We start from the raw sequence: 24,994 nt of genomic DNA on the forward strand, positions 1-24,994 counted from the left end.
AACACTGAAGATCCAAATGTGGCAGGGGGCTTGCCCCCTCCCACATTTGGACTGTATTCACAGCTGGCTCAGGCGTTGCCGGCCAGCTTCAGGCGCGCGGCGTGGGTAAAGTCCAGCATGCGCTTGAGTGGTCGCACGGCATGAGGAATCACCGAAGGCTCGACGAAGATCTCGTTGCTCCCCTCTCGCAGGCACTGCAACGTGCGTTCCAGCGTGTTCATCGCCATCCACGGGCAGTGCGCGCAACTGCGGCACGCGGCGCCGTTACCGGCCGTAGGCGCTTCGACGAAGACCTTGTCCGGGCACAGCTGCTGCATCTTGTAGAAGATGCCGCGGTCGGTGGCGACGATAAAGGTCTTGTTGGGCAAGCGTTGCGCTGCAGCGATCAGTTGGCTGGTAGAGCCCACGGCATCCGCCAGTTCGATCACCGCTGTCGGCGATTCCGGGTGCACCAGGATCGCAGCATCCGGGTACAGCGCCTTCATGTCTTCCAGTTGCTTGGACTTGAACTCTTCGTGGACGATGCACGCACCGTCCCAAAGCAGCATGTCGGCACCGGTCTGGCGCTGGATGTAAGTGCCCAGATGCTTGTCCGGGCCCCAGATGATGGTCTCGCCGTTGTCCATCAGGCTTTCGACGATTTCCAGCGCGCAGCTGGAGGTCACCACCCAATCGGCCCGGGCTTTGACCGCCGCCGACGTGTTGGCGTACACCACCACGGTGCGTTCGGGATGCTGGTCGCAGAAGGCCGAAAACTCATCCACCGGGCAACCCAGGTCCAGGGAGCAGGTGGCTTCCAGGGTGGGCATGAGGATGCGTTTTTCGGGGGTGAGGATCTTGGCGGTCTCGCCCATGAAACGCACACCGGCAACCAGTACGGTCTTGGCCGGGTGGGCGGCGCCGAAGCGGGCCATTTCCAGGGAGTCGGAGACACAGCCACCGGTTTCTTCGGCCAGGGCCTGGATCACCGGATCGCAATAGAAGTGGGCAACCAGCACCGCGTCCTGAGCTTTCAGCTCGGCGGCGATGGCGGCACGCAGGCTCGCCTCTTCATCGGCGCTGAGGGCCTTGGGCTGCTTGGCGTCGAGGTGGGCTTGAACCAGTAGGCGTTCAGATATCTGCGTCATGTTCGCAAGACCTGCAGGCGCAGTTGCGCGAAAGTCGAGTGTACCACCGGCTCTGGAGCCCTTCGGGCGCCGCCGGACGAAGTGATTGTGTTCATCAAGCACGGGTAAAGGTGAAGCTGCGCAAGGCTACAGAATATCCAATGGTTTCAAAAGCCTAATCTGGCGTTGGCGCGTGCGATTGTCGCAGCAAAAACGGTAACTGCCGGCGTGCCAACGCTCGCACCGCGTCATCAGGTCCCGCGGCCTGTTCGTTCAGGCCGTTTTGGAAGGGCGTTCAAACAGGCATAGGTACTCGGCGTCCTTGAGGCTGCTTTCAAACTGCTCAAGGCCGTTATAGATGTTTTGCAACCCTTCTATCCGGGCTTGCAGTTCCAGTTTTTTAGCAGCAATCGCCTGGCTGACCACATCCCAAGGCAGCGCCTGCCCGCTGTGCGCCTGAATGATCGCCTGCATTTCCTTGAGTTTGAAGCCCAACTGCTGAGCGCATTTGATGAACGTCAGCAGCTCGACACTTTGCTGGGTATAGACCCGATACTTACCATCGCGCATGGGCGGCGGCAGCAAACCAATGCCTTCATAGTGGCGGATGGTCTTGACCGTCGTGCCCGACAACTGCGCGGCTTTGCCGATATACATGTAAAAGTCCTTTTTAAGGCACAACAGGTGCGCGCACTTTCGCGCGCCGCATCTTCACACATGTATAAGGGGTCGGGAAACGAAGGCTTCAAAAGAGGGTCAGCGACCAGCGATTGCCTGGGCTTGCTTGAGCCAGGCCTCACGCTGAGCGGGAGCGGAACCAAGCAGCGGTCCGAACGTAAGGGTCTTCAACGGTTTGATGCCACAGAACGCCAAGGTGGTCTTGCGCACCTGGTGCAGGCCCGGCATGCAATAGACCCATTTGTAGTACCAAGGTGGAGTATCCATCGTGACGAGCAGATGAGCGGTTCGCCCCTTCAATAGCTTGTCGGGAAAGGCTTTGCCTTCGCGATACTTAAAGGCGAAACCAGAAAGAAAAGTCCGATCAAAAAAACCTTTCATCAGCGCCGGAATGCCGCCCCACCAGATGGGATACACAAATGCCAAGTGTTCAGCCCATGTGATATCGGCCTGGGCCTTGAGCAGATCGGGCTCCAACGGCTGAACCTGCTGGTAGCCTTCGTGCAGCACGGGATCGAAGCTCAGTGCATTCAGCCGCAACAGACGCACCTCATGCCCGGCCTGCGTGGCCGCCCTCATATAAGTATCAGCCAGGGCGCCACAGAAACTGTCGTTTGAAGGATGCCCCAGAATCACCAGAACGCGCTTACTCATCATCACCTCATCCTTAAAGTAGAGCGCTCAGAATAGGGTGTGCCCGTAACGGGAGAGTCAACAGGGGCGTTTTTCAAATGCGGTTATAGCCGGATGCATTGCGCACCGGCAGGTAAGCCCCAAAACGCAGGCAAAAAAAAACCCGGAAATCCTCACTTGCGTGGGCCTTCCGGATTTTCTAAACCGCCAAAAATGGTGGGTCGTGTGGGATTCGAACCTACGACCAATTGGTTAAAAGCCAACTGCTCTACCAACTGAGCTAACGACCCGCTGTGTGGTGGCGCGTATAATACTGATTTCTAAGGATTATTCAACACCTTATTTGAAATAAATCAGAAATAACGCGTTGGGTCCGTAATTCCGGCCATTTTGAAGCCCTCTGCACGCAGTCGGCAGGCGTCGCATTTCCCACAAGCACGACCGCCTTCGTCTGCCTGATAGCAGGAAACAGTCAGCGCGTAATCGACGCCAAGTCCTACGCCAGCCTTCACGATATCGGCCTTGGTCATGTTTTGCAGCGGCGCCTGGATACGAAACCCCTGCCCTTCCACACCGGCCTTGGTCGCAAGGTTGGCCATGCGCTCGAACGATTCGACGTACTCCGGGCGGCAGTCCGGGTAACCGGAGTAATCCAGCGCATTGACACCGATAAAGATGTCGCGGGCGTTCAGCACTTCGGCCCAGCCGAGGGCCAGGGACAGAAACACTGTATTGCGTGCCGGTACGTAAGTGACGGGGATGCCTTCCGAGGGCGCCTCTGGCAGGCCGATGGTGCTGTCAGTCAAGGCCGAACCGCCCATGCCCCCCAGATTCAGGCCAACCACCTTGTGCTCAACCACACCGAGGTCGCGGGCGACACGCGCAGCCGCGTTCAACTCAGCGCGGTGACGCTGCCCGTAGTCGAAACTCATGGAATAGCAGCTGTAGCCTTGTGCTCGGACCATGGCCACCAACGTGGCGGAGTCGAGACCACCGGACAGCAGAATGACTGCACGCTTTTGATCCGTCATCTCAGCGCCCTGGCTCGTCGTTCCACAGGTATTTATGCAGCTGCAATTGCAGGCGTACGGGCAAGTTATCGGCAACCACCCAGTCGGCCAGATCGCGTGCGTTCAGGTCATGGTGGCTGGGGGAGAACAGCACTTCACCGGCACGGCGGTCGAGGCCGTACTGGATCAGCTTGGAGTTGGCCCAGTCATAATCCTCACGGGAACAGATAACGAACTTGACCTGATCGTTGGGCGTCAGCAGTTCGATGTTCTCGTAAAGGTTGCGGTGCGCTTCCTTGGAACCAGGGGTTTTGAGGTCGACCACTCGGCTCACACGCGGATCTACCGCGGAAATATCCAGGGCGCCACTGGTTTCCAGGGACACCTCGTAACCGGCGTCACACAACTGCTTGAGCAAAGGAATGGCGTTGGGCTGGGCCAGGGGCTCGCCGCCGGTCACACAGACGTAGCGCGGCCGGTAGCTGGCAACTTGCTCAAGAATGTCGTCAAGAGTGCGCACGGTGCCGCCACTGAAGGCGTAGGCGCTGTCACAGTATTGGCAACGCAACGGGCAGCCGGTCAGGCGCACAAATACTGTGGGCAGGCCGGCGGTGCGCGTTTCACCCTGCAACGAGTAAAAAACTTCGGTGATGCGTAATGTGTCTTGCATAGTCGCCACGGGCGTAACAGCTAAACAGGCTGTCCGCCTCCGTCAGGCACTTCAAGAAACCCCGCCAACGCGTAGGCCCCAGGAAGCGGGTGTCATAAAAGGGCGTGGATTCTAACGAAAAAACCCGCGCCAGGCGCGGGTTTCTTCTAAACGGGCGGCATCGCTTACAAGCGTTGCAGATCCCGTTGGGCCAACTGTGCGGCAGAGGTGCCCGGGTATTGGGCAACAACCTGCTGCAGAATGCCTTTAACCTTGTCGGCATGACCGAGGCGGCGTTCTACGTCAGCGAGTTTGTACAGCGAGTCCGGCACCTTGGCGTGCTTGGGGTACAGTTGGCTGACCTTGGCAAATGCCTGGCCCGCCCCTTGCAAATCACCTTTTGCCAGGTTCACCTCACCCAACCAGTACTGGGCGTTGCCCGCGTACTGGCTGTTTGGGTAACGGCCCAGGAATGCGGTGAAGGCCTTGCTGGCCTTGTCGAAATCCTTGGCTTTAATCAGGTCGAAGGCTGCATCGTAATACAGCTTTTCCTTCGCCGGATCACCCGGTTCGCTGCTGGCTGCAGGGCCTTGGCTCGCGGCTGCGGCCCCTGCTGCTGCACCACCGGCAGCGGCGCTTGGCGCACCACCGGCAGAAGAATTATCAGGAGTAGCGGCAGGTGTAACACCGGCTCCTATACGTCGATCAAGATCCTGGTAACGCTCCAGGCCTTCTTGCTTCAGCTGACGCACTTCATTCTGCAGAACTTCAATGGTGCCTTGTTGCTGCGCCAATTGATCCTGCATACGTTGCAGCTGGTTGAACAGTTCGCCCTGTGCCGAGGGGGCGGACGTAGCCGCCCCCCCAGCATAGGCGCCGTTCGTGCCATAACCTGCTGGCGGATAGCTGCTCCCGCTATTGTTATAGCCAGAGTTGCTATCTTCCACAGGAACCGCAGCCCACACCGCAAGCGGTGCGAAGCTGAGAGCCAATACAGTTAGAGCACGACGGCACGTTCGCATGACGAATTACTTACGCAGTTCGACGCGACGGTTTTGAGCCCAGGACTGCTCGTCGTGGCCAGTAGCAACTGGACGCTCTTTACCGTAGGAAACCAGTTCCAGTTGGCCTGGAGCAACACCTTGCAGTACCAGGTAGCGCTGAACGGCTTTCGCACGACGCTCGCCCAGTGCCATGTTGTACTCACGAGTACCACGTTCGTCGGTGTTACCTTCCAGAACAACGCGAGCGCCGTTAGCTTTCAGGTCCTTCGCGTGAACGTCCAGAGCGCGCATGGCTTCTGGTTTCAGGTCCGAACTGTCGTATTCGAAGTAGAAAGTGGTGATAGCGCGCAGAGCAGCTTCTTCGCTCAGGGAGCCGTCAACTGCACCAGTGTTAGCGCCGTAACCAGCGTTTGGATCAACAGCTGCGCCTTCACCGGCATTGTCGCCGCCTTTAGACGAGCAACCAACGGCTACGGACAGAGCCAGAGCCAGAGCAGCAAACTTACCAAACTTCAGCATTTCCATCGTGAAACTCCTAATGAACCCCAGTGTGTTAAGTACTTCTTTTTGTAGCGCCGCGTCAGTTCAGGTAAGGGGACCAGGACGGTTCTCTGACTTCGCCTTGAGCGGTAGGAAGCGGGAGCCTTACGCGTCCATTAATGGACACGAGCATCAAGACTCCCCGGCCCTGCTGGCGGGTGGCGTAGATTACCATGGTGCCGTTGGGCGCAACAGTAGCTGACTCATCAAGGTTGGTATCTGTGAGGATTTTTACGGTTCCGCGCTGCAAATCTTGGGCCGCAACCCGGAAATTAGTGAAACCATCCTGACGGTGAATCATCACCAACGTCTTTTCATCAGCCGAAAGCTTAGGGTTGGCGTTGTAGTTACCAATAAAGGTCACTCGTTCCGCACCGCCGCCACTCACGCTCGATTTGTAGATTTGTGGCTTGCCGCCCCGGTCAGAGGTGAAATAGATGGTCGAACCATCCTTGCCCCAGAACGGTTCAGTGTTGATACCCGGGCCGCTGGTCACACGATTGATCTGGCGCGAAGCCATGTTCATCACGTAGATATCCGGGTTGCCGTCCTTGGACAGCACGAACGCCAGGCGCGAACCGTCCGGCGACCAGGCTGGCGCACCGTTGAGGCCTTCGAAGTTGGTGATCTGCTCACGACGGCCAGTATCGATATGCTGGACGAAGATGCGCGGACGCTTCTGTTCGAAAGACACGTAGGCGATACGCTTGCCGTCCGGCGCGAAGCGCGGCGACAGGATTGGCTCACGCGATTGCAGCAGGGTCACGGCACGTGCGCCGTCGTAGTCCGAGCGCTGCAGGGTGTAGCGAGTGTTATCTACAGAGAAACGCTCAGCCGTTACGTAAAGCAGGCGTGTCGAGAACGCACCTTTGATACCGGTGAGTTTTTCAAACGACTGGTCCGAGATGTAGTGGGCCATGTCGCGCAGTTGCTCGGTGGTGCCCGAAACGCTGCCGGTCAGGACCTGCTGCTCGGTGGCCACGTTGAACAAGGTGTACTGGATTTGCAGGCGACCGCCGGCCGGCACGATGTTGCCGACCATCAGGTACTGGGCACCAACGGCTTTCCAGTCACGGAACACAACTTCGCTGGCCTGGTTCGGCTGGCTGATCATGTTGCCTTTCGGAATCGGCGCGTAGTAACCGGAGTTACGCAGGTCGTCGCTGACGATCTGGGCCATGTCATCCGGCAGCACGCTACCGCCCTGCCAACCGAACGGAACTACAGCAATCGGGGTGGCCCGGTCGCTACCGCTGGTTACCAGGATGTTTTTTTCATCCGCCGCCGCTATCCCTGCCATACAGCAAATAACGACAAGCATTCCTCGAAGAAGGTTTCTCACAAGGCTAGATCCTCAGGTGTGAATGTCATCTTGAATGAACGATAGGGAGCGAAGTCGCTTGGTTTCATTCCCTGCATCTCGGTCAACCGGCCAATGTTCTTGACCGCGGCAACCGCCGAACTGTCGAACGAACCGTCACCACTGGACTTGGTCACGCTGACCGAAGTCACCGTACCGTCCGGCAACATGCCGATCTGCAGCACTACTGTCATGCCTTTGCGTGCCGAAGGTGGACGTGTCCAGCCTTCTGCTGCCCGTGCCCGAATCAGGTCGTCGAAACTGCCCGCGACTTCATCACCACGTTCATCGGCCAAGGCTTGCTGACGCTGCGGCGTGTCGGAGAGCAAATCTGCCAAGGCCTGGGCCTTTTTCTCTTCGGCGGATTTACGCGCTGCTTCCTGGGCCTTTTTCTTGGTGGCATCGGCGGCAGCTTTCTTCTTCGCGTCGTCGGCGATCTTTTTCTTCGCCTCGTCTGCTTCAGCTTTTTTCTTGGCGTCTTCGGCGGCTTTCTTCTTCGCGTCTTCGACTATCTTCTTCTTGGCTTCTTCAGCGGCCTTTTTCTTGGCCTCTTCTTCGGCAGCTTTTTTCGCTTCTTCTTCAGATTTCTTCTTGGCTATATCAGCCAATTGTTTCTCTTCAGCTTTTTTAGCTTCGGCAGCTTTCTCGGACTTCTTGGCTTCATCAGCCTTTTTCGCCTCGTCGGCCTTCTTCGCTTCGTCAGCCTTTTTCGATTCCTCGGCCTTTTGAGCCGCCTCTTCTTTCTTTTGTTCCGCAGCAGCCTTCACCGCTTCCTGCTCGACCTTCTTCTGTTCCATCTGTTCGACTTCAGTCTGGCGCGCAGCCGACTTCTGGGCCTCACCCGCAATCTTCTGATTGGTCTGGGTGGTGGCCTGACTCTTCGATTTCAGCTGATACAGGGTCGCCTGCACGATCGGCTTGGCTGGCGGCAGGTCCGGGGTCATGGCAAAGCTGACGAACAGCATGCCAAACACCAGGACGTGCAGGGCAATTGCCCAGACGCTAGGCCAGAAGTAGCTTTCCGAGGCGGACGGCTCTCGCTGTTGCTGCATCAGGGCGCCTCGGTAATCAAGCCAACGTTACCGACGCCGGCCTTCTGCAGCCCGCCCATGGCGCCCATGACGGAGCCATAGTCGACCGACTTGTCGCCGCGAATGAACACCTGCGTGTGCTTGCCGCCTTCGTTGCCGGAGCGAATGATCTTGGTCACCGCATCGGTCATCGCCGGCAGGGTCAGGGCCTTGTCCTGCTGCTTCTGAGTGTCGACTTCGCTGCCAAGGTTCCAGTAATAGGTCTTGTCAGCCTTGATCGAAATGGTCAGTACCTGGGTGTTGTTGTCCTGGGGCAAGGCTTCGCTGGAAACCTTGGGCAGATCAACCTTCACGCCCTGGTTGAGCATCGGCGCGGTCACCATGAAGATCACCAGCAGCACCAGCATCACGTCGATGTAAGGCACTACGTTCATCTCGGCGACCGGCTTGCGCTTGGTTCGAGCTCGAGTGATTAAAGCCATCGGGGAGTACCTGCTTATTCTTCGCTGGTGTGCACTTTACGGTGCAGGATCGCCTGGAATTCATCGGCGAAGGTGTAGTAACGGCCAATCAGGTTCTCGCCGCGTGCGGCAAAACGGTTGTAAGCGATAACGGCCGGGATAGCGGCGAACAGACCGATCGCGGTGGCGATCAGGGCTTCGGCGATGCCGGGGGCCACAGTGGCCAAGGTCGCTTGCTGGGCCTGGGCCAGGCCACGGAAGGAGTTCATGATCCCCCACACGGTACCGAACAGACCGATGTAGGGGCTGACCGAACCGACGGTGGCAAGGAACGGCAAGCTTTGCTCAAGCTTCTCTTCCTCGCGGGAGATGGCGACGCGCATGGCGCGGGCCACGCCTTCCATCACCGCTTCCGGGTCTACACCCGGCTGCTGGCGCAGGCGCGAAAATTCCTTGAAGCCGGCACGGAAGATCTGCTCCACGCCTGAATCCGGGTCCGGGTTGCTGCCGGCCTGGCGGTAGAGCTTGGACAGGTCGATACCCGACCAGAAGCGCTCTTCAAAGCTCTCCAGGGCACGTCGACCGGCACGCAGCAGGTTGCTGCGCTGAAAAATCATGACCCAAGAGGTAACCGATGCGGCTACCAGGATCAGCATCACCAGTTGAACCACAACACTGGCATTGCTGACCAGGCTCCACATGGAGGAATGGTCGACGACGGTAGGTTCCACGCTAAATCTCCTGCTTTGATTGTTTACCCGCGCCGCTCACGGCGGCAAAGGCCGCACGTAGAGTTTCGGGAATGGCCCGAGGTTTCAAACTGTTGGTGCGCACACACGCCACCAGGAACTGCCCCTCACAGAGCAGCGTTGCATCCGTGGCCCGCCTGACCTGCTGCTTGAAACGCAGGCTGGCACGGTTCAATTCGATTACTTCAGCGCTGACCAGCAGCTCGTCGTCCAGTCGCGCCGGCGCGTGGTAACGCGCCTCGCTGGAATGCACGACGAATAACAGGTCCTCCCCTGCCAGCTGGGATTGGGCAAAGCCCAGCTCCCGTAGCCGCTCGGTTCGAGCCCGCTCCATGAACTTGAGGTAATTGACGTAATAAACGATGCCGCCAGCATCAGTGTCCTCGTAATAAACGCGACAGCGATGTGCGAACGACTGATCCCCGTTTTGCGCGCGCATACTCTAGTGCTTACTCCTGAGGTTGCCAATCCGGCTGGGCAACTGTTTTTGCATTCTCGCGAACATTTCCAATGACTGAATGACGACGCCAGACACTGGGACAGCACAAACCTCGAATAAATCGACTCAACTGATGCTTTTAATCGTCCACTGCATCGAGGAATTCGTCTACCACGGGCATCTCACCCAATCGTGACGGAATGTTTAACCCAAAGTGCAGATAAGCGTGACGCGTCACCACCCGCCCCCTTGGCGTGCGCATGATGTAGCCCTGTTGGATCAGGTACGGCTCCAGCACGTCCTCAATGGTATGACGCTCTTCACTGATGGCCGCAGCCAGGCTGTCGACGCCCACCGGCCCACCGTCGAACTTCTCGATCATGGTCAAGAGTAGACGTCGATCCTGGTGATCGAAACCATGTTCGTCCACGTCCAGCAGGTTGAGCGCCAGGTCGGCCACGGCTTTGGTGATATGCCCTTTGGCCCGCACTTCGGCAAAATCGCGCACCCGGCGCAGCAAACGGTTGGCGATCCGTGGCGTGCCACGGGCCCGGCGCGCAATCTCGAACGCACCTTCCGGGTCCAGCGGCAAGCCAAGGATGCTCGCCGAACGGCTGACGATGGTTGCCAGGTCCGTCGTGCTATAGAACTCAAGACGTTGAACAATGCCGAAACGGTCTCGCAACGGGTTGGTCAGCATGCCCGCACGGGTGGTCGCGCCCACCAGGGTGAACGGCGGCAGGTCGAGCTTGATCGAGCGCGCCGCGGGGCCTTCGCCGATCATGATGTCGAGCTGGAAATCTTCCATCGCCGGGTACAGCACTTCCTCGACAATGGGCGACAGTCGGTGAATCTCGTCGATAAACAGCACATCGTGGGGTTCAAGGTTGGTCAGCAGCGCCGCCAGGTCACCCGGCCGCTCAAGCACCGGCCCGGAGGTGGACTTGATCGACACGCCCATCTCATTGGCAATAATCATCGCCAGGGTGGTTTTACCCAGCCCCGGCGGACCGAAGATCAGCGTGTGATCCAGGGACTCACTGCGCCCGCGCGCAGCCTGGATAAACAACTCCATCTGTTCGCGCACGGTGGGCTGGCCGATGTAGTCGGCCAGGCTCAGCGGGCGGATGGCCCGATCCTGGACTTCTTCACGGTCGCGCGGGCCAGTGGCCGCGATCAGACGATCAGCTTCAATCACTTAAATCATTCCCTTCAGGGCGCGGCGAATCATGTCTTCAGCACTCAGGTTCTTGTCCTTGATGGCCGACACCGCCTTGCTGGCTTCCTGAGGCTTGTAGCCGAGGGAGATCAGCGCATTGACGGCGTCACTTTCAGCGCTGGCGACTTGCGCAGCAGGCATGTCCGGCTGGTTCGGCACCAGGGCAAACATGCTCGGCACGACCTCCCAGGCCTTGAAGCGGTCTTTGAGTTCTACCAGCAGGCGCTCGGCGGTTTTCTTTCCGACGCCAGGCACCTTGGTCAACGCCGAGGTGTCCTGGGCTGAAACGGCACGTACCAATTCGTCCACTTCCAGGCTCGACATCAAGGCCAGCGCGAGCTTCGGCCCTACGCCATTAAGGCGAATCAGCTCACGGAAGAAGTCCCGGTCACGCTTGCCGATGAAACCATAGAGTAGTTGCGCGTCTTCGCGCACCACCAAATGGGTGTGCAGCGTTATCGACTCACCGACCGACGGTAGGCGATACAGGGTGGTCATGGGCACTTCAAGCTCATACCCCAACCCGTTTACATCCAGAATCAGGTGCGGCGGCTGTTTCTCAGCCAGGGTGCCGCGCAAACGTCCAATCACGGTTCAGATCCTTAAAGCGTGGGGGTCAGATCAAGGCCTGACCGCACATTTCGATTGCGCCGATGCTATCAGAGACGCAGCCGGCCGCCACGACTGCGTGCAGTGCCCAAGCCGTGCGGCAGCAGGCTGGAACGGGTGTGCGCATGGCAAATGGCGATGGCCAGGGCGTCGGAGGCGTCGATCTGCGGCTTCGACGTCAGCTTGAGCATGTGCATGACCATCATCTGCACCTGTTCTTTATTGGCCGCGCCGGTGCCGACCACGGCCTGCTTGACCTGGGTCGCGGTGTACTCGGCGATTTCCAGGCCCTCTTCGGCGCCGGCGACGATGGCGGCGCCACGGGCCTGGCCGAGTTTCAACGCCGAATCGGCGTTCTTTGCCATGAACACCTTTTCGATGCCCATGGTCACCGGCCCGTAGGTCTGGATCACTTCCCGCACACCGCGATAGACAATCTGCAGGCGCTCGGCCAACTCGCCCGCGCCGGTGCGGATGCAACCCGACGCGACATAGACGCAGCCGCGCGGGGTGTGTTGCACCACACCAAAACCGGTGATGCGCGAACCGGGGTCGATACCTAGGATTAAAGTCATAACGCCTGCGGGTTGGATGAAAACTATTTTGATACAGAGAAAATCCAATGTGGGAGAGGCTTGCCCCTCCCACATCTGGATCTACATCGTCCGTCAGACCAACTGTTCGGCTACGGACTCGGGGATATCAGCGTTGGAATAGACGTTCTGCACATCATCCAGGTCTTCCAGCATATCCAGCAGCTTCAGTACCTTCTGTGCACCGTCCAGGTCCAATTCGGCGCTGGTGGTCGGCAGCATCACAATTTCCGCGTCAGTACCTTTGAAACCGGCAGCTTCGAGCGCATTACGCACGGCGTAGAAGCTGGCAAACGAGGTAAACACGTCGATGGAGCCGTCGTCATTGGTGACAACGTCGTCGGCATCAGCCTCCATCGCCGCTTCCATCAGCGCATCCTCATCCACGCCCGGCGCGAAGGAAATCTGGCCCTTGCGTTCAAACAGGTAGGCCACCGAACCGTCAGTGCCGAGGTTGCCACCGCACTTGCTGAACGCATGACGCACCGCAGCGGCCGTGCGGTTGCGGTTATCGGTCATGCACTCGACCATTACCGCCACACCGCCCGGGCCGTAGCCTTCGTAGGTCAGCTCGACCATGTCGTCGGTGTCGGCCGCACCGGCACCACGGGCCACGGCGCGGTCGATGATGTCGCGGCTCATGTTGGCGCCCAGAGCCTTGTCCAGCGCCAGGCGCAGGCGCGGGTTGGAGCCCGGATCACCACCGCCCTGACGGGCAGCGACGGTCAGCTCGCGGATCCACTTGGTAAAAATCTTGCCTTTCTTGGCATCCTGACGCTCTTTGCGGTGCTTGATGTTCGCCCACTTGGAATGGCCAGCCATAACACAACTCCGAAATTCTCTAGAAACCTTGATCAATCCCGCCCCAGGCGAGATACAGCTCTTTAACGCAAAGGCGCATCCGAAGATGCGCCTTTTTGACTGTGTAAAACCCTATAGCGCTTTCGCGCAGCAGCCTTACTCAGCCTTTGGCGTCTCGCGCAGACGGATATGCAGTTCGCGCAACGCCTTGGCATCCACCACGCCCGGTGCCTGGGTCATGACGTCCGCAGCACTCTGGGTTTTCGGGAAGGCGATCACCTCACGGATCGACTGGGCGCCGGTCATCAGCATCACCAGGCGGTCAAGGCCGAAGGCCAGGCCACCGTGAGGCGGCGCGCCATATTTCAGGGCGTCGAGCAGGAAGCCGAATTTCTCTTCCTGTTCCGCTTCGTTGATGCCCAACAGGCGGAAGACCGCTTGTTGCATCTCTTTGCGGTGGATACGGATCGAACCGCCACCCAGCTCAGTACCGTTGAGCACCATGTCGTACGCACGGGACAGCGCGCCGGCCGGGTTGGCTTCCAACTCCTCGGGCGAGCACTTCGGTGCAGTGAACGGGTGGTGCAAGGCGCTGAAGCTGCCGTCGTCGTTCTCTTCGAACATCGGGAAGTCGACCACCCACATCGGTGCCCACTTGCAGGTCAGCAGGTCCAGGTCGTGGCCCAGCTTGATGCGCAGCGCGCCCAGGGCTTCGCTGACGATCTTGGCTTTATCGGCACCGAAGAACACGATGTCGCCGTCGACTGCGCCGACGCGGTCCAGGATCGCGTTGAGGTTGTCCAGCGGAATGTTTTTCACGATCGGCGATTGCAGGCCGTCAACACCGTTGGCGCGCTCGTTGACCTTGATGTACGCCAGGCCCTTGGCACCGTAGATGCCGACGAACTTGGTGTAGTCGTCGATCTGCTTGCGCGGCATGCTCGCGCCGCCAGGCACGCGCAGGGCGGCGATGCGGCATTTCGGGTCGTTGGCCGGGCCGCTGAAGACTTTGAAATCAACTTCTTTGAGTTGGTCGGCAACGTCCACCAGTTCCAGCGGGTTACGCAGGTCTGGCTTGTCGGAACCGTAGCGGCGCATGGCTTCTTCGAAAGTCATGTGCGGGAATTCGCCGAATTCCAGGTCCAGCACTTCCTTGAACAGGTTGCGGATCATCTGCTCGGTCAGGCCCATGATCTCTTTTTCATCGAGGAAGCTGGTCTCGATGTCGATCTGGGTGAATTCCGGCTGACGGTCGGCGCGCAGGTCTTCATCGCGAAAGCACTTGGCGATCTGGTAGTAACGGTCGAAGCCGGCCACCATCAGCAGTTGCTTGAACAACTGCGGCGATTGCGGCAGGGCGAAGAACGAACCGGCGTGAGTACGGCTAGGCACCAGGTAGTCGCGTGCGCCTTCCGGGGTGGCCCGGGTCAGGATCGGCGTTTCGACGTCGAGGAAGCCGTTTTCATCGAGAAAGCGGCGGATGCTGGTGGTCATGCGCGAACGCAGGCGCAGCTTCTCGGCCATTTCCGGACGACGCAGGTCCAGGAAGCGATAGCGCAGGCGGGTTTCTTCGCCGACGTCGGAGTATTCGTTGAGTGGGAACGGCGGGGTTTCCGACTCGTTCAGCACTTCCAGCTCATAACCCAGCACTTCGATGCCACCGGACGCCATGTTTGCGTTCACGGCACCGGCCGGACGCAGGCGGACCTTGCCGGTGATCTTCACGACGTACTCGCTGCGCACGCGGTCAGCGGCGGCGAAGCTCTCGGCGCGGTCCGGGTCGAATACCACTTGGGCCAGACCATCACGATCACGGATATCGAGGAAGATCACCCCGCCGTGGTCGCGGCGACGGTGAACCCATCCGCAAAGGGTAATTTCCTGACCATCCAGGGTCTCGTTCAGTTGGCCGCAATAGTGGCTGCGCATCATGGTCGTGGTTTCACTTCTCGTAATTCGAAATTCGGTGGAGGCTTGCCTCGTCACCGTACAGTTAAGCAGGGGACGGATAATGCAGGAGCCTGCGCATGGAGTTCAACTCAGTCGGCTTTGTCGCCGCCGGCCAGATTTTTCTTAGAGCCGGTCTTGAAATCGGTCTCGTACCAGCCGCTGCCGCTCAGGCGGAAGCCTGGCATGGACAACATCTTCTTGAGCTCGGGTGCCTGGCAGGCCGGGCAATCGACCAGCGGCGCGGCGCTGATCTTCTGGATGGCTTCCAACTGGTGACCACAGGAAGCACATTGATAGTCGTACATGGGCATGGCGATGTCTCGGCGATCAAATCGTTACTGCGCCACGCCTGCCCAAAAGATAAAGCCTCGGCACGCGCAGCAAAGCGCGGGATTATATCTGGTAAATCGAGGCAGCGCAGCCGGCTTTCTGCCCGGAGCCTGGTCCACCTCGACGGCGGACCGGCCCCAAAGCCTACCGATCACTCCGGGGTTGGCGACGTAGCACGACCTTTTAACAGATGAACCACGCACACCACCCTGACCAAGCCACTGAAGTTCTTCACGCCTCCATAGCGCAAGTGCACTTCCCGATCGACATAAGACAGCAATGCACTGACAGAGCAGGCATTGATCCTGGCGATTTCCGTGAGGATATTCCAATAGATCTGCTCAAGCCGCAGACAAGTGGAAAACCCATTGAGTCGCACCGATCGGGACAATGGCTTGGCCAGCCCCATATCGAACCCCTTGGCGAAGGGGTCGACGTTTATCTTATGAAAACCACCGGTTTCCATCACTCCAGTATCCACTCCACGTGACATACACCTGACACTCCATTGCCAAACAGCAGCCCACGGGGTCTCCCATGGGGCAGTGGCCCTATAAAACAGCAGGACGAGACAGGCAGCCAGAAGACGGGACGTTGATAAGCGTAGGACAACGCCAGGAAATGCGTGGAAACCAGCAAGTGGCGCCCGATCGGCGCCACTCCGGTTCGAGGTTTACTGGTTTTCTAGCAGCGAGCGCAACATCCACGCGGTTTTTTCGTGAACCTGCATGCGCTGGGTCAACAGGTCCGCCGTCGGCTCATCGCTGACTTTGTCGAGCAACGGGAAGATACCGCGCGCAGTACGGGTGACTGCTTCCTGGCCCGCCACCAACTGCTTGATCATTTCTTCTGCGTTGGGTACGCCCTCCTCTTCCTTGATGGAAGACAGACGGGCATAGATCGAATAGGCACCCGGCGCCGGGAAACCCAGGGCACGGATACGCTCGGCAATGGAGTCCACCGCCAGCGCCAGTTCGTTGTACTGCTCTTCGAACATCAAGTGCAGCGTCCGAAACATCGGGCCCGTGACGTTCCAATGGAAGTTGTGGGTCTTCAGGTACAGTACATAGGTATCGGAAAGCAGGCGTGAAAGCCCATCGACGATGGATTTACGATCTTCTTCGCTGATACCGATATCGATTGCCATGTTTATCCCCTTCAATTGACTAGCATTCATTGATCAGGTGCAGGACCACTGTAGCAAGAGTGCTGCTGACGCGCAGCCCGCCGAGGACAAGGTGCGGCAAATGGTCCTGCGCTTCACGCGCTTTTCGTCGGCAGGCACGTCTTTGAGCACGGCCGGAGTTTCACCGCCGTCCTTTAAAAACACCTGCACCCGTCTAGGACCAACGTTTGACGCGCAAATGCCCTGCTCCCTGCACACCGTGCAAATGCTGGATTTGAGTAGGCACAGCCTTTGCTGTTAAATAGGCAGCGTGTCGCCGTCGTTTTTTCCCACGGCAAGCGACATAGGCTGATACCCGTGCACGTGCCCAACGCCTCCCATTGTTCAGAAGCGAACCGTGCCAGTCAGCTCTTCCTTGCGATCCGTCTTAACGTGAGTTAATCAAAATGTTGAAAATCGTCCACCTGCTAACGGGCGTTGCAGCGTTGCTGCTGTCCTTTATCCCGAGCCTGCAGCCTGAAAGCCTGCCCTACCTGCAACAACATGATGCTTTGTACCTGGCCTTGTTCGGCCTTCTTAACCTGACGCTCGCCCCAGTAATCCCTTACTGGAACAAAGGCACACGTCATCAACTGCAAAATCTGGTCAGCGCGCTGCTGGTACTGACCGTTGTCGTACAAACCCTCACCCTCCTGGCACCTATGCCTGAAGTCGGCGGCCATCCGGCCATCCTGCTCAGCCTGGTGATTGCTGTGGTCGCCATTGCTCTTCACCTGGCCATCAGCTTCTACCGTTCGTCCCCAGCGGCCGCGTCGCAAAACTACGACATGACCAATCGGGATACCGGTACCGTCAAGTGGTTCAACACGTCCAAAGGCTTCGGCTTTATTTCCCGTGATTCGGGCGACGATATCTTCGTCCACTTCCGGGCTATTCGCGGCGAAGGCCATCGTGTTCTGGTTGAAGGCCAGCGCGTGGAGTTCTCCGTGATGAATCGCGACAAAGGCCTGCAAGCCGAAGACGTGATCGCAGCATTGCCGCGTCGCTGATTCCAGCGATCGCAGCAACAAAAAACCGCGATCCAGCCTGGCTGGATCGCGGTTTTTTTATAGCCTGCCGATCAATAGTGAGGCGGCGGCGCTTCTTCTTCGGACGACTCGAATTGCCCACCCATTTCTTCCTGGCGCTTGAGCAGCGCGGTCATCTGCAACTGCAGGCGTTCGACGGCCCGCTGCTGGGTGACCAGAATGTCATTGAGGGTCTCGATGGTGTCGTCCTGGAAGGCCAGGCGGCTTTCCAGGTCGGTGACGCGGTCTTGCAGATCCATGGTTCAGCCCTGGGTAAAGATAAAGTCGGCAGGTAGCCATTCACGCAGACGTGCACGAACGGCCGCCACTTGCTCCTCCGTGTACGGCCGGGCCGGATGCTTGCCCCACACGGGGGCGGGCCAGGCGGCGTCGTCACGTTTGCGTACGATCACATGCACATGTAACTGGCTGACCACGTTGCCCAGTGCACCAATGTTCATCTTGTCAGCGCCAAACCCCTCGTTCAGCCACTGCGCCAGGGCCGTGGTCTCTTGCCACAGCGCGTGTTGATTGGCGACATCCAGTTGAAATACTTCGCTGATATCCTTGATACGCGGCACCAGGATGAACCAGGGATAGTTAGCGTCATTGGACAGCAGCAGGCGGCACAGCGGGAAGTCCCCGATGACCAGTGTGTCTTGTTGCAGGCGTTGATCTAAGGCGAACACCACGGGCACTCCGTTCGGCAGGTCAGGTTCAGGGCACCAGCATACCGTTGAACGCACCCGGCTTCACGGCGAATGGCGGCAACGTAACGCAAACCGATAAAAACCTGCACCCTTTAGAGGCAGGCAACTATTTGAGCTACGCTAATCCGGGCCTCCCAAAGGCGCACCAAAATGACCCACTTGTGCATCAAAGGGATCCGCGGACTACCCACTTGTAGGGTGGACCGGTAACGTTTTTCCCTGGCACAGCTTTTCAGTACCACTGAACGGACGTAACACATGCACGTCAAGGCCAAACAAAACGGCGTAAAAAGCCCGTACTTATGAGGTTTTTACGCGCCCGTCACGTTTTTCACGAAAAAATGACATTCGGTTACCGGTTTGGGCGCGCTTGTTGCATTCACACTCACATCGTCGGCAACGACACCCGTTTGGAAGCAGGTGTTTCGCGATAGAAGAACACCAGCGTTTCAATGCATCCCAAGGAAGATTCCAAACTTCGAAAGCGGTTTGGAAACAGCATTGAAGTTGTCAGTCCCGTTGCATTCAGGGCTGTGAATTTGCGACATGGAGCTAGCAATTTACGACAGCCTCGTAAAGAAGCTGAAAGGAAAGTTTGGTAAGTATCGTCAATAGAGTCTGCGTGATATAACTTTGCGCCGACACAAAAAAGAAAGAGCCGCCCAGATAAAAATACAGGTGGGACGGCAGTACTCTTCCGAAAACCAAAGGAGCAAATCACGATGCGCGTGATGAAGTGGAGCATGATCGCCCTGGCTGTTTCTGCAGGCACCTCGCAGTTCGCAATCGCGTCCTCCCAGGACGACGCAAAGGGTTTTATCGAAGATAGCACCCTGACCGCGAAAACCCGTGCAATGTACATGAACCGTGACTACAAGGACGGCGTGGGCAACGTACGTCGTGGTAACGGTACCTACACCACCGGTACCGACGACAAAGTCAGCGGCTACCGCCAGGACACCGGCATCAGCGAGCTGGTCACCTACCAATCCGGCTTCACCCAAGGCACCGTCGGCTTCGGCATCGATGCCATGGCCATGGGCAGCTTCAGACTCGACGGTACTTCGGACCGCGCCGGTAACGGCCTGTTCGCAACCAATGGCGCTGGCGAGCCAGAAACCACCCAATCCAAAGTGGCTGGTGCGGCGAAACTGCGCATCTCCGACACCGTACTGAAATATGGCAACCAATTCGTTTCCAGCCCGGTTTTCACCACCGACGACGGCCGTCTGCTGCCTGAAGTCGCCACCGGCACCTTGATCACCAGCAACGAGATCAAAGGTCTGGAATTGACCGCCGGCCGCTTCAGCGCATTGAGCGCGCAAACCGGTATGGGCCGCGACACCATCAACGGTCGCAGCCGTGTTACCGGCAAGCAAAACCCAGGTCTGACCGCAGCAAACATCGCGGGCTTCACCTACTCGGGTCTTGAGAACTTCATTTTCGCGTTCCACGCGTCCGATGTTGAAGACTACTGGAAGAAGCAGTACGTCAACGTCTTCTACACCCTGCCGCTGAGCGACAAGCAATCGTTGAGTTTCGACTTCAACGGCTACCGCAGCAATGACGACGGCAAGAAACTGGCCGGCGAACTGGACAACCGCGTCTGGAGCCTGGCAGCTGCCTATAGCATCGACGCCCACAAGTTCACCCTGGCTTACCAGCAGTCCTCGGGTAAAACCGGTTACAACTACGGCGTCGACGGTGGCGGTACCGTTTACCTGGCCAACTCCGTGCAGATCTCCGACTTCGTTGGCGAAGACGAGAAGTCCTGGCAAGCTCGCTACGACCTGAACATGGCCTCCTTCGGCGTGCCAGGCCTGAGCTTCATGACCCGCTACACTCGCGGTAGCAACGTTACCGTTGCCGATTCCAGCGATGGCAAAGAGCACGAGTGGGACGTGGAAGCCAAGTACGTGCTGCAAGAAGGCCCGGCCAAAGGCCTGTCCTTCCGCGTACGTAACGCGATCTACAGCGGCACCAACAGCGACTACCGTGCGACCAACTACGACAACCTGATCGACACTCGTGTGATCGTAGAATACCCACTGAGCATTTTGTAATTTCAGTGGTCAGCTGATTGCGCTAACGCGTAACGCTAATAAAAAACCGGCGCCCTGATCAGGTCGCCGGTTTTTTTATGCCCAATAAAAAGTGTATTGATGGGATCGAGTACTTAAATAGCAAGCTAACTAAGCAAGTCACTTTCGCTAATTATGCCACTCAACACAATTAGGACTTGATAGTTACCAAATAGAGACTGACAACAAACAAGGGGCCTGAAGCCCCTTGTTTTTAACCGCTATAATTGACCGAGTGGCCAAGTTAACAATGCGACTGATTACACAGCGGCTTCCTGAACCACACGAATCACCCGTTGCGGAAACGGAATATCAATCCCCGCGACCTTCAAGCGATCACGTGCCAGTTCATTCAACATGAACACTACGTCCCAATAATCCGGCGTATTAGTCCAGCAGCGCAGGGAAACCGTGATCGAGCTATCGCCCAGGGTCGAAACCACCGCCACTGCAGCCGGATCGGTCAGCACGCGTGGATCTTTTGCCAGCTCCAGCAGCACTTCGCGGGCTTTTTGCAAATCAGCGTCGTAATCCACACCCACGTCAAACACCACCTTGCGGGTCGGCTGACGGTTGGTGTTGGTGATGAGGCCGTTGGACAGGCTGCCGTTAGGAATAATCACCGTCTTGTTGTCACCGGTGCGCAGCACGGTGTGGAAAATCTGGATGCTGTCGACAGTGCCCGAGGTGCCCTGTGCTTCGATCCAGTCACCAATGCGGAACGGGCGGAACAACAGAATCAGCACGCCACCGGCGAAATTCGCCAGGCTGCCTTGCAGCGCTAGGCCGATAGCCAGGGTTGCGGCACCAATCGCGGCGACGAACGAGGTGGTTGCCACACCGATCATCGACGCCACGTTGACCACCAGCATGACTTTGAGCGCGATATTCGCAAGGCTGGTGATGAAGTGTTGCAACGCAAGATCGGCATTGCGCATGGCCAGCAGACGCCCCACGCGATTGGTCAATACGTTGATCAGCCACCAGCCAATGGCCAGCGTGAGCACCGCCAGCAATACCCGGCTGCCGTATTCCATGATCATCGGGATCCACGACTGTGAGGTCTTGATCAAGTGATCCATTTCAGCGTTCAAATCCATGTAGCTTCTCCTGTTTGGCGGATGTGCGGCTTTATTGACTGCCTAAAAACGCAAATGAGCCCCGTAGGGCTCAATTGTAGGCACTGGTTATGGGGCGTGGGACGTCAAAATCGCCCACGGGTTCCCCACGGTGCCATCAGTCGCGGAAGTTATTGAACTGCAGCGGCATGTCGAAGGTTTTGGCGCGCAGGGCCGCGATGGCCTCTTGCAGGTCGTCACGTTTCTTGCCGGTGATACGAACCTGCTCGCCCTGGATGGCGGCCTGGACTTTGAGCTTGGCGTCCTTGACATGAGCGACGATCTTCTTCGCCAGCTCCTTGTCGATGCCTTCCTTGAGCACGGCTTCCTGCTTCATCAGTTTGCCGGAGGCGTAGGCGTCCTTGATTTCAAGGCACTGCGCGTCGATCTTGCGCTTGACCAGCGACAGCTTGAGGATCTCGATCATCGCTTCCAGCTGGAAATCGGCTTCAGCGGTCAGGTTGACGGTCAGTTCCTTTTCCTTGAACTCGAAGCTGCCCTTGCCCTTCAGGTCATAGCGACGGTCCAGCTCCTTGACGGCGTTCTCGACGGCGTTGGTGACTTCGTGTTTGTCCAGTTCAGATACCACGTCGAACGAAGGCATGTGATTTCTCCAATATAAGGGGCGGGTTCAGTAGAGATGGAGCGCGCCCGAGCTAAAATGCCGGGGCATTATAGCGGTTCTTTCGCGCCGTTCACCGCTGGCGAGCTTATGGAGTACACACTGATGGCGACCCCCTGGCATATTCTTGGCGCCGGCAGCCTGGGCACACTCTGGGCCGCACGGCTGGCGCGCGCAGGCGTGCCCGTCAGGCTGATCCTGCGCAATGAGGCGCGCCTGACCGACTATCGAGCCGGCCAGGGCCTGACCCTAGTCGAGCAGGGTGTGGAACAGACTTACCCGGTAGTCGGCGAAACGCCTGACAGCCCAGAGCCGATTCATCGCTTGCTGGTGGCGTGCAAAGCCTACGACGCCCAGGGCGCCGTCGCACAACTGCAACACCGGCTGGCGCCAGACGCGGAACTGATCCTGTTGCAAAACGGCCTCGGCAGCCAGGACGCCGTGGCCGCCCAGGTGCCCCAGGCACGCTGCGTCTTCGCCTCCAGCACCGAAGGCGCATTTCGTGATGGCGATTGGCGCGTGGTATTTGCCGGCCACGGCTACACCTGGCTGGGGGATGCGCGCCACGCCGCCCCGCCGCTGTGGCTGGACGACCTGCACGCTGCCGGCATCCCCCACGAGTGGAGTGCCGACATTCTTACGCGGCTGTGGCGCAAACTGGCGCTCAATTGCGCCATCAATCCCCTGACCGTGCTTTACCAGTGCCGCAACGGCGGCTTGCAAGCCCACGCGTGTGAAGTGGCGACCTTGTGCGCTGAACTGGCCGAGCTGCTCGAATGCTGCGGCCAGCCCGCCGCCGCACAGGACCTGCACAGCGAAGTGCTGCGGGTGATCCAGGCCACGGCGGCCAATTACTCGTCCATGCACCAGGACGTGGCCAACGCACGGCGTACCGAGATCAGCTACCTGCTGGGCTACGCCTGCCAGGCAGCGGCCCGCCATCAATTGGTGTTGCCGCACCTGCAACAGTTGCAAGCGCGCCTGGTCGAGCATTTGCGCGCACACGGATTGGCCAGCGACTGAGGCACGCGCTACCCTGCCTACCTGTCTATCACCTGGGAAAACCCTGATGCCACTGCGCCAGCGTCTTGAAAATCTACCGGTAGGGCAGAAACTGCTGGCGGCCCTGCTGGTGTTGTTGACCACCGTATTGCTGGTGGCCAACCTGACGTTTATCAGCGCCGCCTACTGGATCTCCCAGGAAAGCATGGCGCCCCAGGCCCTGCAGGCCATCGGTCGCCTGGTCTCCAACCCCGCCCTTGCCGCCGAAGCCCTCGAATCCCCCGCCAACGCCGACGCCTTGCTCAGTGAGCTGACCAGCTATTCGCCATTGCGCGCCGCCGCGCTGTATGACGGCGAAGGCAACCGCCTGGCGCAGATGCAACACGGTGACCGCCTGCACCTGCCAGACAACTATCGGCATATCGAGGCGTGGCGGGTGACGGAGTTTCGCAGCAACCAGATCATCACCCTGCCCCGCGCTGGCCAGCCTTCCGGGCACTTGCTGCTGGTGGCCAGCAGTGAGCTGCCGGTGGCCTTCTACACCGGTACGCTGACGGCGAGCCTGGGGATCCTGATTTTCAGTGTGTTGCTGTGGCTGATCATCGCCCGGCAGATCAAACGCCTGATCACCCGGCCGATCCACGAGCTGGAAGAACTGTCACGCCAGGTCACCCGCGAAGAGAACTACGCCTTGCGCGCCGGCCGTGGCAACCACGATGAAATCGGCAGCCTGGCCGAAGCCTTCAACACCATGTTGTCGCGCATCGAAGCCCGCGAACAACAACTCAAGCGCGCACGGGACGACTCTCAAGCGGCTTACGACCAAGCCCAAGGCCTGGCCGAAGAGACCCGCCACACCAACCGGAAACTGGAGCTGGAAGTCCAGGTTCGCAGCAAGATCGAGAAAAAACTCACCGGTTTTCAGAATTACCTGAACAGCATCATCGACTCGATGCCGTCGGCACTGATCGCCCTGGACGAGCAGCTCTATGTCACCCAGTGGAACCAGGAAGCCAGCGCGCTTTCCGGTACACGTCTGGACGAGGCCTTGAATCAGCCGATCTACCTCGCGTTCCAACCGCTCAAACCCTACCTGCCGCAGATCAAGGCCACGGTGGAGCAACACACGGTAGAGCGCATCGAGCGCGTCACCTGGATCAAGGACGACGAGCCCAAGCATTACGCCCTGACCTTCTACCCACTGATGGGCGGCGCCGGGCGTGGCGTGGTAATCCGCATCGACGACATCACCCAGCGCCTGTCCCTGGAAGAAATGATGGTGCAGTCGGAAAAAATGCTCTCGGTCGGCGGGCTTGCCGCCGGCATGGCCCACGAGATCAACAACCCGCTGGGGGCGATCCTGCACAACGTGCAGAACATCCGACGCCGGTTGTCGTCCGACCTGCCCAAGAACCTGGAATACGCCGAGCAGGCAGGTATCGAGCTGGACATCGTCAACCGCTACCTTGAAGGCCGCGAGGTGCCGCAACTGCTCGACGGTATCCAGCAGGCTGGAGCGCGGGCGGCCAAGATCGTTACCCATATGCTCAGCTTCAGCCGCCGCAGCAACCGGCAGATGGCGCCTTGCGACCTGCCAGCGCTGATCGACCAGGCCGTGGAAATTGCCGGCAACGACTTCGACCTGGCCATCGGCTTCGACTTCAAGGGCCAGGCGATCACCCGCCAGTTCGACCCACAGTTGGGTCCGGTGCCGGGCACCGCCAACGAACTGGAACAAGTGCTGCTCAACCTGCTGAAAAACGCGGCCCAGGCCATTCACTTACGTGAAGACGATCGCGAACCGGGGCGCATCATCCTGCGCACACGTCTCAACCCGCCGTGGGCAGAGATCCAGGTGGAAGACAACGGCATTGGCATGAGTGAAAACGTACGCAAACGCACCTTCGAACCGTTCTTCACCACCAAGGAAATCGGCCAGGGCACCGGGCTGGGGCTCTCAGTGTCGTACTTCATCATCACCAACAATCACAAAGGCCAGATGGAGGTGCACTCCACTCTCGGCCAGGGCACCTGCTTTACCCTGCGCTTACCCTTGGCCGGCAGCCAACTGCCGCCCTACGAACTGACCCAACTGGAGCACTGACC

General features: G+C 58.7%; 28 protein-coding genes and 1 tRNA gene. 4 read left to right on the forward strand and 25 right to left on the reverse strand.

What is annotated here, in order from left to right; genetic code table 11:
* Positions 1-68 precede the first annotated feature (68 nt).
* From nadA to AB3G88_RS22315, 21 genes are all read right to left on the reverse strand, one after another.
* Positions 69-1,127, reverse strand: coding sequence for a quinolinate synthase NadA (nadA, locus tag AB3G88_RS22215; RefSeq protein ID WP_099585486.1), 1,059 nt, complete (start codon positions 1,125-1,127; stop codon positions 69-71).
* Between the two features lie 252 nt (positions 1,128-1,379).
* Positions 1,380-1,763: a MerR family transcriptional regulator gene (locus tag AB3G88_RS22220; protein WP_191947341.1), complete on the reverse strand. Its 384-nt coding sequence runs from the start codon at positions 1,761-1,763 to the stop codon at positions 1,380-1,382.
* A 99-nt stretch (positions 1,764-1,862) separates the two neighbouring features.
* Complete coding sequence (locus tag AB3G88_RS22225) at positions 1,863-2,441, reverse strand: NAD(P)H-dependent oxidoreductase (protein WP_400528745.1); 579 nt, start codon at positions 2,439-2,441, stop codon at positions 1,863-1,865.
* Between the two features lie 190 nt (positions 2,442-2,631).
* A tRNA-Lys gene (locus AB3G88_RS22230) sits at positions 2,632-2,707 on the reverse strand.
* Positions 2,708-2,770: 63 nt separating this feature from the next.
* On the reverse strand, positions 2,771-3,448 hold the full coding sequence (gene queC, locus AB3G88_RS22235) for a 7-cyano-7-deazaguanine synthase QueC (protein ID WP_112196605.1): 678 nt from the start codon (positions 3,446-3,448) through the stop codon (positions 2,771-2,773).
* A 1-nt stretch (position 3,449) separates the two neighbouring features.
* Positions 3,450-4,097 carry a 7-carboxy-7-deazaguanine synthase QueE gene (gene queE, locus AB3G88_RS22240; protein WP_099585498.1) on the reverse strand — a complete coding sequence of 216 codons (648 nt, stop codon included), beginning with the start codon at positions 4,095-4,097 and terminating at the stop codon, positions 3,450-3,452.
* Positions 4,098-4,261: 164 nt separating this feature from the next.
* Positions 4,262-5,098, reverse strand: coding sequence for a tol-pal system protein YbgF (gene ybgF / locus AB3G88_RS22245; RefSeq protein ID WP_480451693.1), 837 nt, complete (start codon positions 5,096-5,098; stop codon positions 4,262-4,264).
* Positions 5,099-5,104: 6 nt separating this feature from the next.
* The gene (pal, locus tag AB3G88_RS22250) at positions 5,105-5,605 is read right to left on the reverse strand and encodes a peptidoglycan-associated lipoprotein Pal (protein ID WP_003209827.1); all 501 of its coding nucleotides are present in this window, start codon (positions 5,603-5,605) and stop codon (positions 5,105-5,107) included.
* A 55-nt stretch (positions 5,606-5,660) separates the two neighbouring features.
* On the reverse strand, positions 5,661-6,941 hold the full coding sequence (tolB, locus tag AB3G88_RS22255; RefSeq protein ID WP_174244834.1) for a Tol-Pal system beta propeller repeat protein TolB: 1,281 nt from the start codon (positions 6,939-6,941) through the stop codon (positions 5,661-5,663).
* Between the two features lie 17 nt (positions 6,942-6,958).
* Positions 6,959-8,032 (reverse strand): cell envelope integrity protein TolA, encoded by a 1,074-nt coding sequence (gene tolA, locus AB3G88_RS22260; RefSeq protein WP_480451695.1) that lies wholly within the window; start codon positions 8,030-8,032, stop codon positions 6,959-6,961.
* On the reverse strand, positions 8,032-8,484 hold the full coding sequence (gene tolR, locus AB3G88_RS22265; protein WP_160384999.1) for a protein TolR: 453 nt from the start codon (positions 8,482-8,484) through the stop codon (positions 8,032-8,034). Before tolR ends, tolA begins: the two co-directional genes overlap by 1 nt.
* 23 nt (positions 8,485-8,507) lie before the next feature.
* Positions 8,508-9,203, reverse strand: a complete 696-nt coding sequence (gene tolQ, locus AB3G88_RS22270) for a protein TolQ (protein ID WP_032890916.1) — start codon at positions 9,201-9,203, stop codon at positions 8,508-8,510.
* A gap of 1 nt (position 9,204) precedes the next feature.
* Positions 9,205-9,660 (reverse strand): tol-pal system-associated acyl-CoA thioesterase, encoded by a 456-nt coding sequence (gene ybgC / locus AB3G88_RS22275; protein ID WP_032890914.1) that lies wholly within the window; start codon positions 9,658-9,660, stop codon positions 9,205-9,207.
* 139 nt (positions 9,661-9,799) lie between these two features.
* Entirely contained in the window at positions 9,800-10,858 is a 1,059-nt protein-coding gene (gene ruvB, locus AB3G88_RS22280) for a Holliday junction branch migration DNA helicase RuvB (protein WP_099585501.1), read from the reverse strand.
* Positions 10,859-11,470, reverse strand: a complete 612-nt coding sequence (gene ruvA, locus AB3G88_RS22285) for a Holliday junction branch migration protein RuvA (protein ID WP_099585502.1) — start codon at positions 11,468-11,470, stop codon at positions 10,859-10,861.
* A gap of 68 nt (positions 11,471-11,538) precedes the next feature.
* Positions 11,539-12,063, reverse strand: a complete 525-nt coding sequence (gene ruvC / locus AB3G88_RS22290; protein WP_099585503.1) for a crossover junction endodeoxyribonuclease RuvC — start codon at positions 12,061-12,063, stop codon at positions 11,539-11,541.
* A gap of 93 nt (positions 12,064-12,156) precedes the next feature.
* On the reverse strand, positions 12,157-12,903 hold the full coding sequence (locus AB3G88_RS22295) for a YebC/PmpR family DNA-binding transcriptional regulator (RefSeq protein ID WP_099585504.1): 747 nt from the start codon (positions 12,901-12,903) through the stop codon (positions 12,157-12,159).
* Between the two features lie 135 nt (positions 12,904-13,038).
* Positions 13,039-14,814 carry an aspartate--tRNA ligase gene (aspS, locus tag AB3G88_RS22300; RefSeq protein WP_099585505.1) on the reverse strand — a complete coding sequence of 592 codons (1,776 nt, stop codon included), beginning with the start codon at positions 14,812-14,814 and terminating at the stop codon, positions 13,039-13,041.
* 107 nt (positions 14,815-14,921) lie between these two features.
* Positions 14,922-15,143, reverse strand: coding sequence for an FmdB family zinc ribbon protein (locus AB3G88_RS22305; protein WP_010208103.1), 222 nt, complete (start codon positions 15,141-15,143; stop codon positions 14,922-14,924).
* A 170-nt stretch (positions 15,144-15,313) separates the two neighbouring features.
* The gene (locus AB3G88_RS22310) at positions 15,314-15,655 is read right to left on the reverse strand and encodes a ribbon-helix-helix domain-containing protein (RefSeq protein ID WP_099585506.1); all 342 of its coding nucleotides are present in this window, start codon (positions 15,653-15,655) and stop codon (positions 15,314-15,316) included.
* 180 nt (positions 15,656-15,835) lie between these two features.
* Entirely contained in the window at positions 15,836-16,309 is a 474-nt protein-coding gene (locus AB3G88_RS22315; protein WP_099585507.1) for a Dps family protein, read from the reverse strand.
* A 425-nt stretch (positions 16,310-16,734) separates the two neighbouring features.
* Here AB3G88_RS22315 and AB3G88_RS22320 point away from each other — a divergent pair, with 425 nt between their 5' ends.
* A complete protein-coding gene (locus AB3G88_RS22320) occupies positions 16,735-17,337 on the forward strand; it encodes a cold-shock protein (protein WP_032890906.1) in 603 nt (200 codons plus the stop codon).
* 71 nt (positions 17,338-17,408) lie between these two features.
* Here AB3G88_RS22320 and AB3G88_RS22325 read toward each other — a convergent pair whose 3' ends face one another.
* Together AB3G88_RS22325 and AB3G88_RS22330 are read right to left on the reverse strand one after the other, a co-directional pair.
* The gene (locus tag AB3G88_RS22325) at positions 17,409-17,615 is read right to left on the reverse strand and encodes a SlyX family protein (protein WP_017847119.1); all 207 of its coding nucleotides are present in this window, start codon (positions 17,613-17,615) and stop codon (positions 17,409-17,411) included.
* Between the two features lie 3 nt (positions 17,616-17,618).
* Positions 17,619-18,044: an HIT domain-containing protein gene (locus tag AB3G88_RS22330; RefSeq protein WP_480451700.1), complete on the reverse strand. Its 426-nt coding sequence runs from the start codon at positions 18,042-18,044 to the stop codon at positions 17,619-17,621.
* 743 nt (positions 18,045-18,787) lie between these two features.
* On the opposite strand from AB3G88_RS22330, the gene AB3G88_RS22335 reads away from it, so the two are divergent.
* Complete coding sequence (locus tag AB3G88_RS22335) at positions 18,788-20,128, forward strand: OprD family porin (RefSeq protein ID WP_099585508.1); 1,341 nt, start codon at positions 18,788-18,790, stop codon at positions 20,126-20,128.
* A 278-nt stretch (positions 20,129-20,406) separates the two neighbouring features.
* Here AB3G88_RS22335 and AB3G88_RS22340 read toward each other — a convergent pair whose 3' ends face one another.
* Both AB3G88_RS22340 and AB3G88_RS22345 read right to left on the reverse strand, forming a co-directional pair.
* Positions 20,407-21,246 carry a mechanosensitive ion channel family protein gene (locus AB3G88_RS22340; RefSeq protein WP_250926376.1) on the reverse strand — a complete coding sequence of 280 codons (840 nt, stop codon included), beginning with the start codon at positions 21,244-21,246 and terminating at the stop codon, positions 20,407-20,409.
* Between the two features lie 136 nt (positions 21,247-21,382).
* Complete coding sequence (locus tag AB3G88_RS22345; RefSeq protein WP_003209785.1) at positions 21,383-21,868, reverse strand: YajQ family cyclic di-GMP-binding protein; 486 nt, start codon at positions 21,866-21,868, stop codon at positions 21,383-21,385.
* A 123-nt stretch (positions 21,869-21,991) separates the two neighbouring features.
* On the opposite strand from AB3G88_RS22345, the gene AB3G88_RS22350 reads away from it, so the two are divergent.
* Both AB3G88_RS22350 and AB3G88_RS22355 read left to right on the forward strand, forming a co-directional pair.
* Positions 21,992-22,909 (forward strand): putative 2-dehydropantoate 2-reductase, encoded by a 918-nt coding sequence (locus AB3G88_RS22350; RefSeq protein WP_480451703.1) that lies wholly within the window; start codon positions 21,992-21,994, stop codon positions 22,907-22,909.
* A 46-nt stretch (positions 22,910-22,955) separates the two neighbouring features.
* Positions 22,956-24,992 carry a sensor histidine kinase gene (locus tag AB3G88_RS22355; RefSeq protein WP_099585511.1) on the forward strand — a complete coding sequence of 679 codons (2,037 nt, stop codon included), beginning with the start codon at positions 22,956-22,958 and terminating at the stop codon, positions 24,990-24,992.
* Positions 24,993-24,994 lie beyond the last annotated feature (2 nt).

The organism is Pseudomonas arvensis (assembly GCF_056688935.1).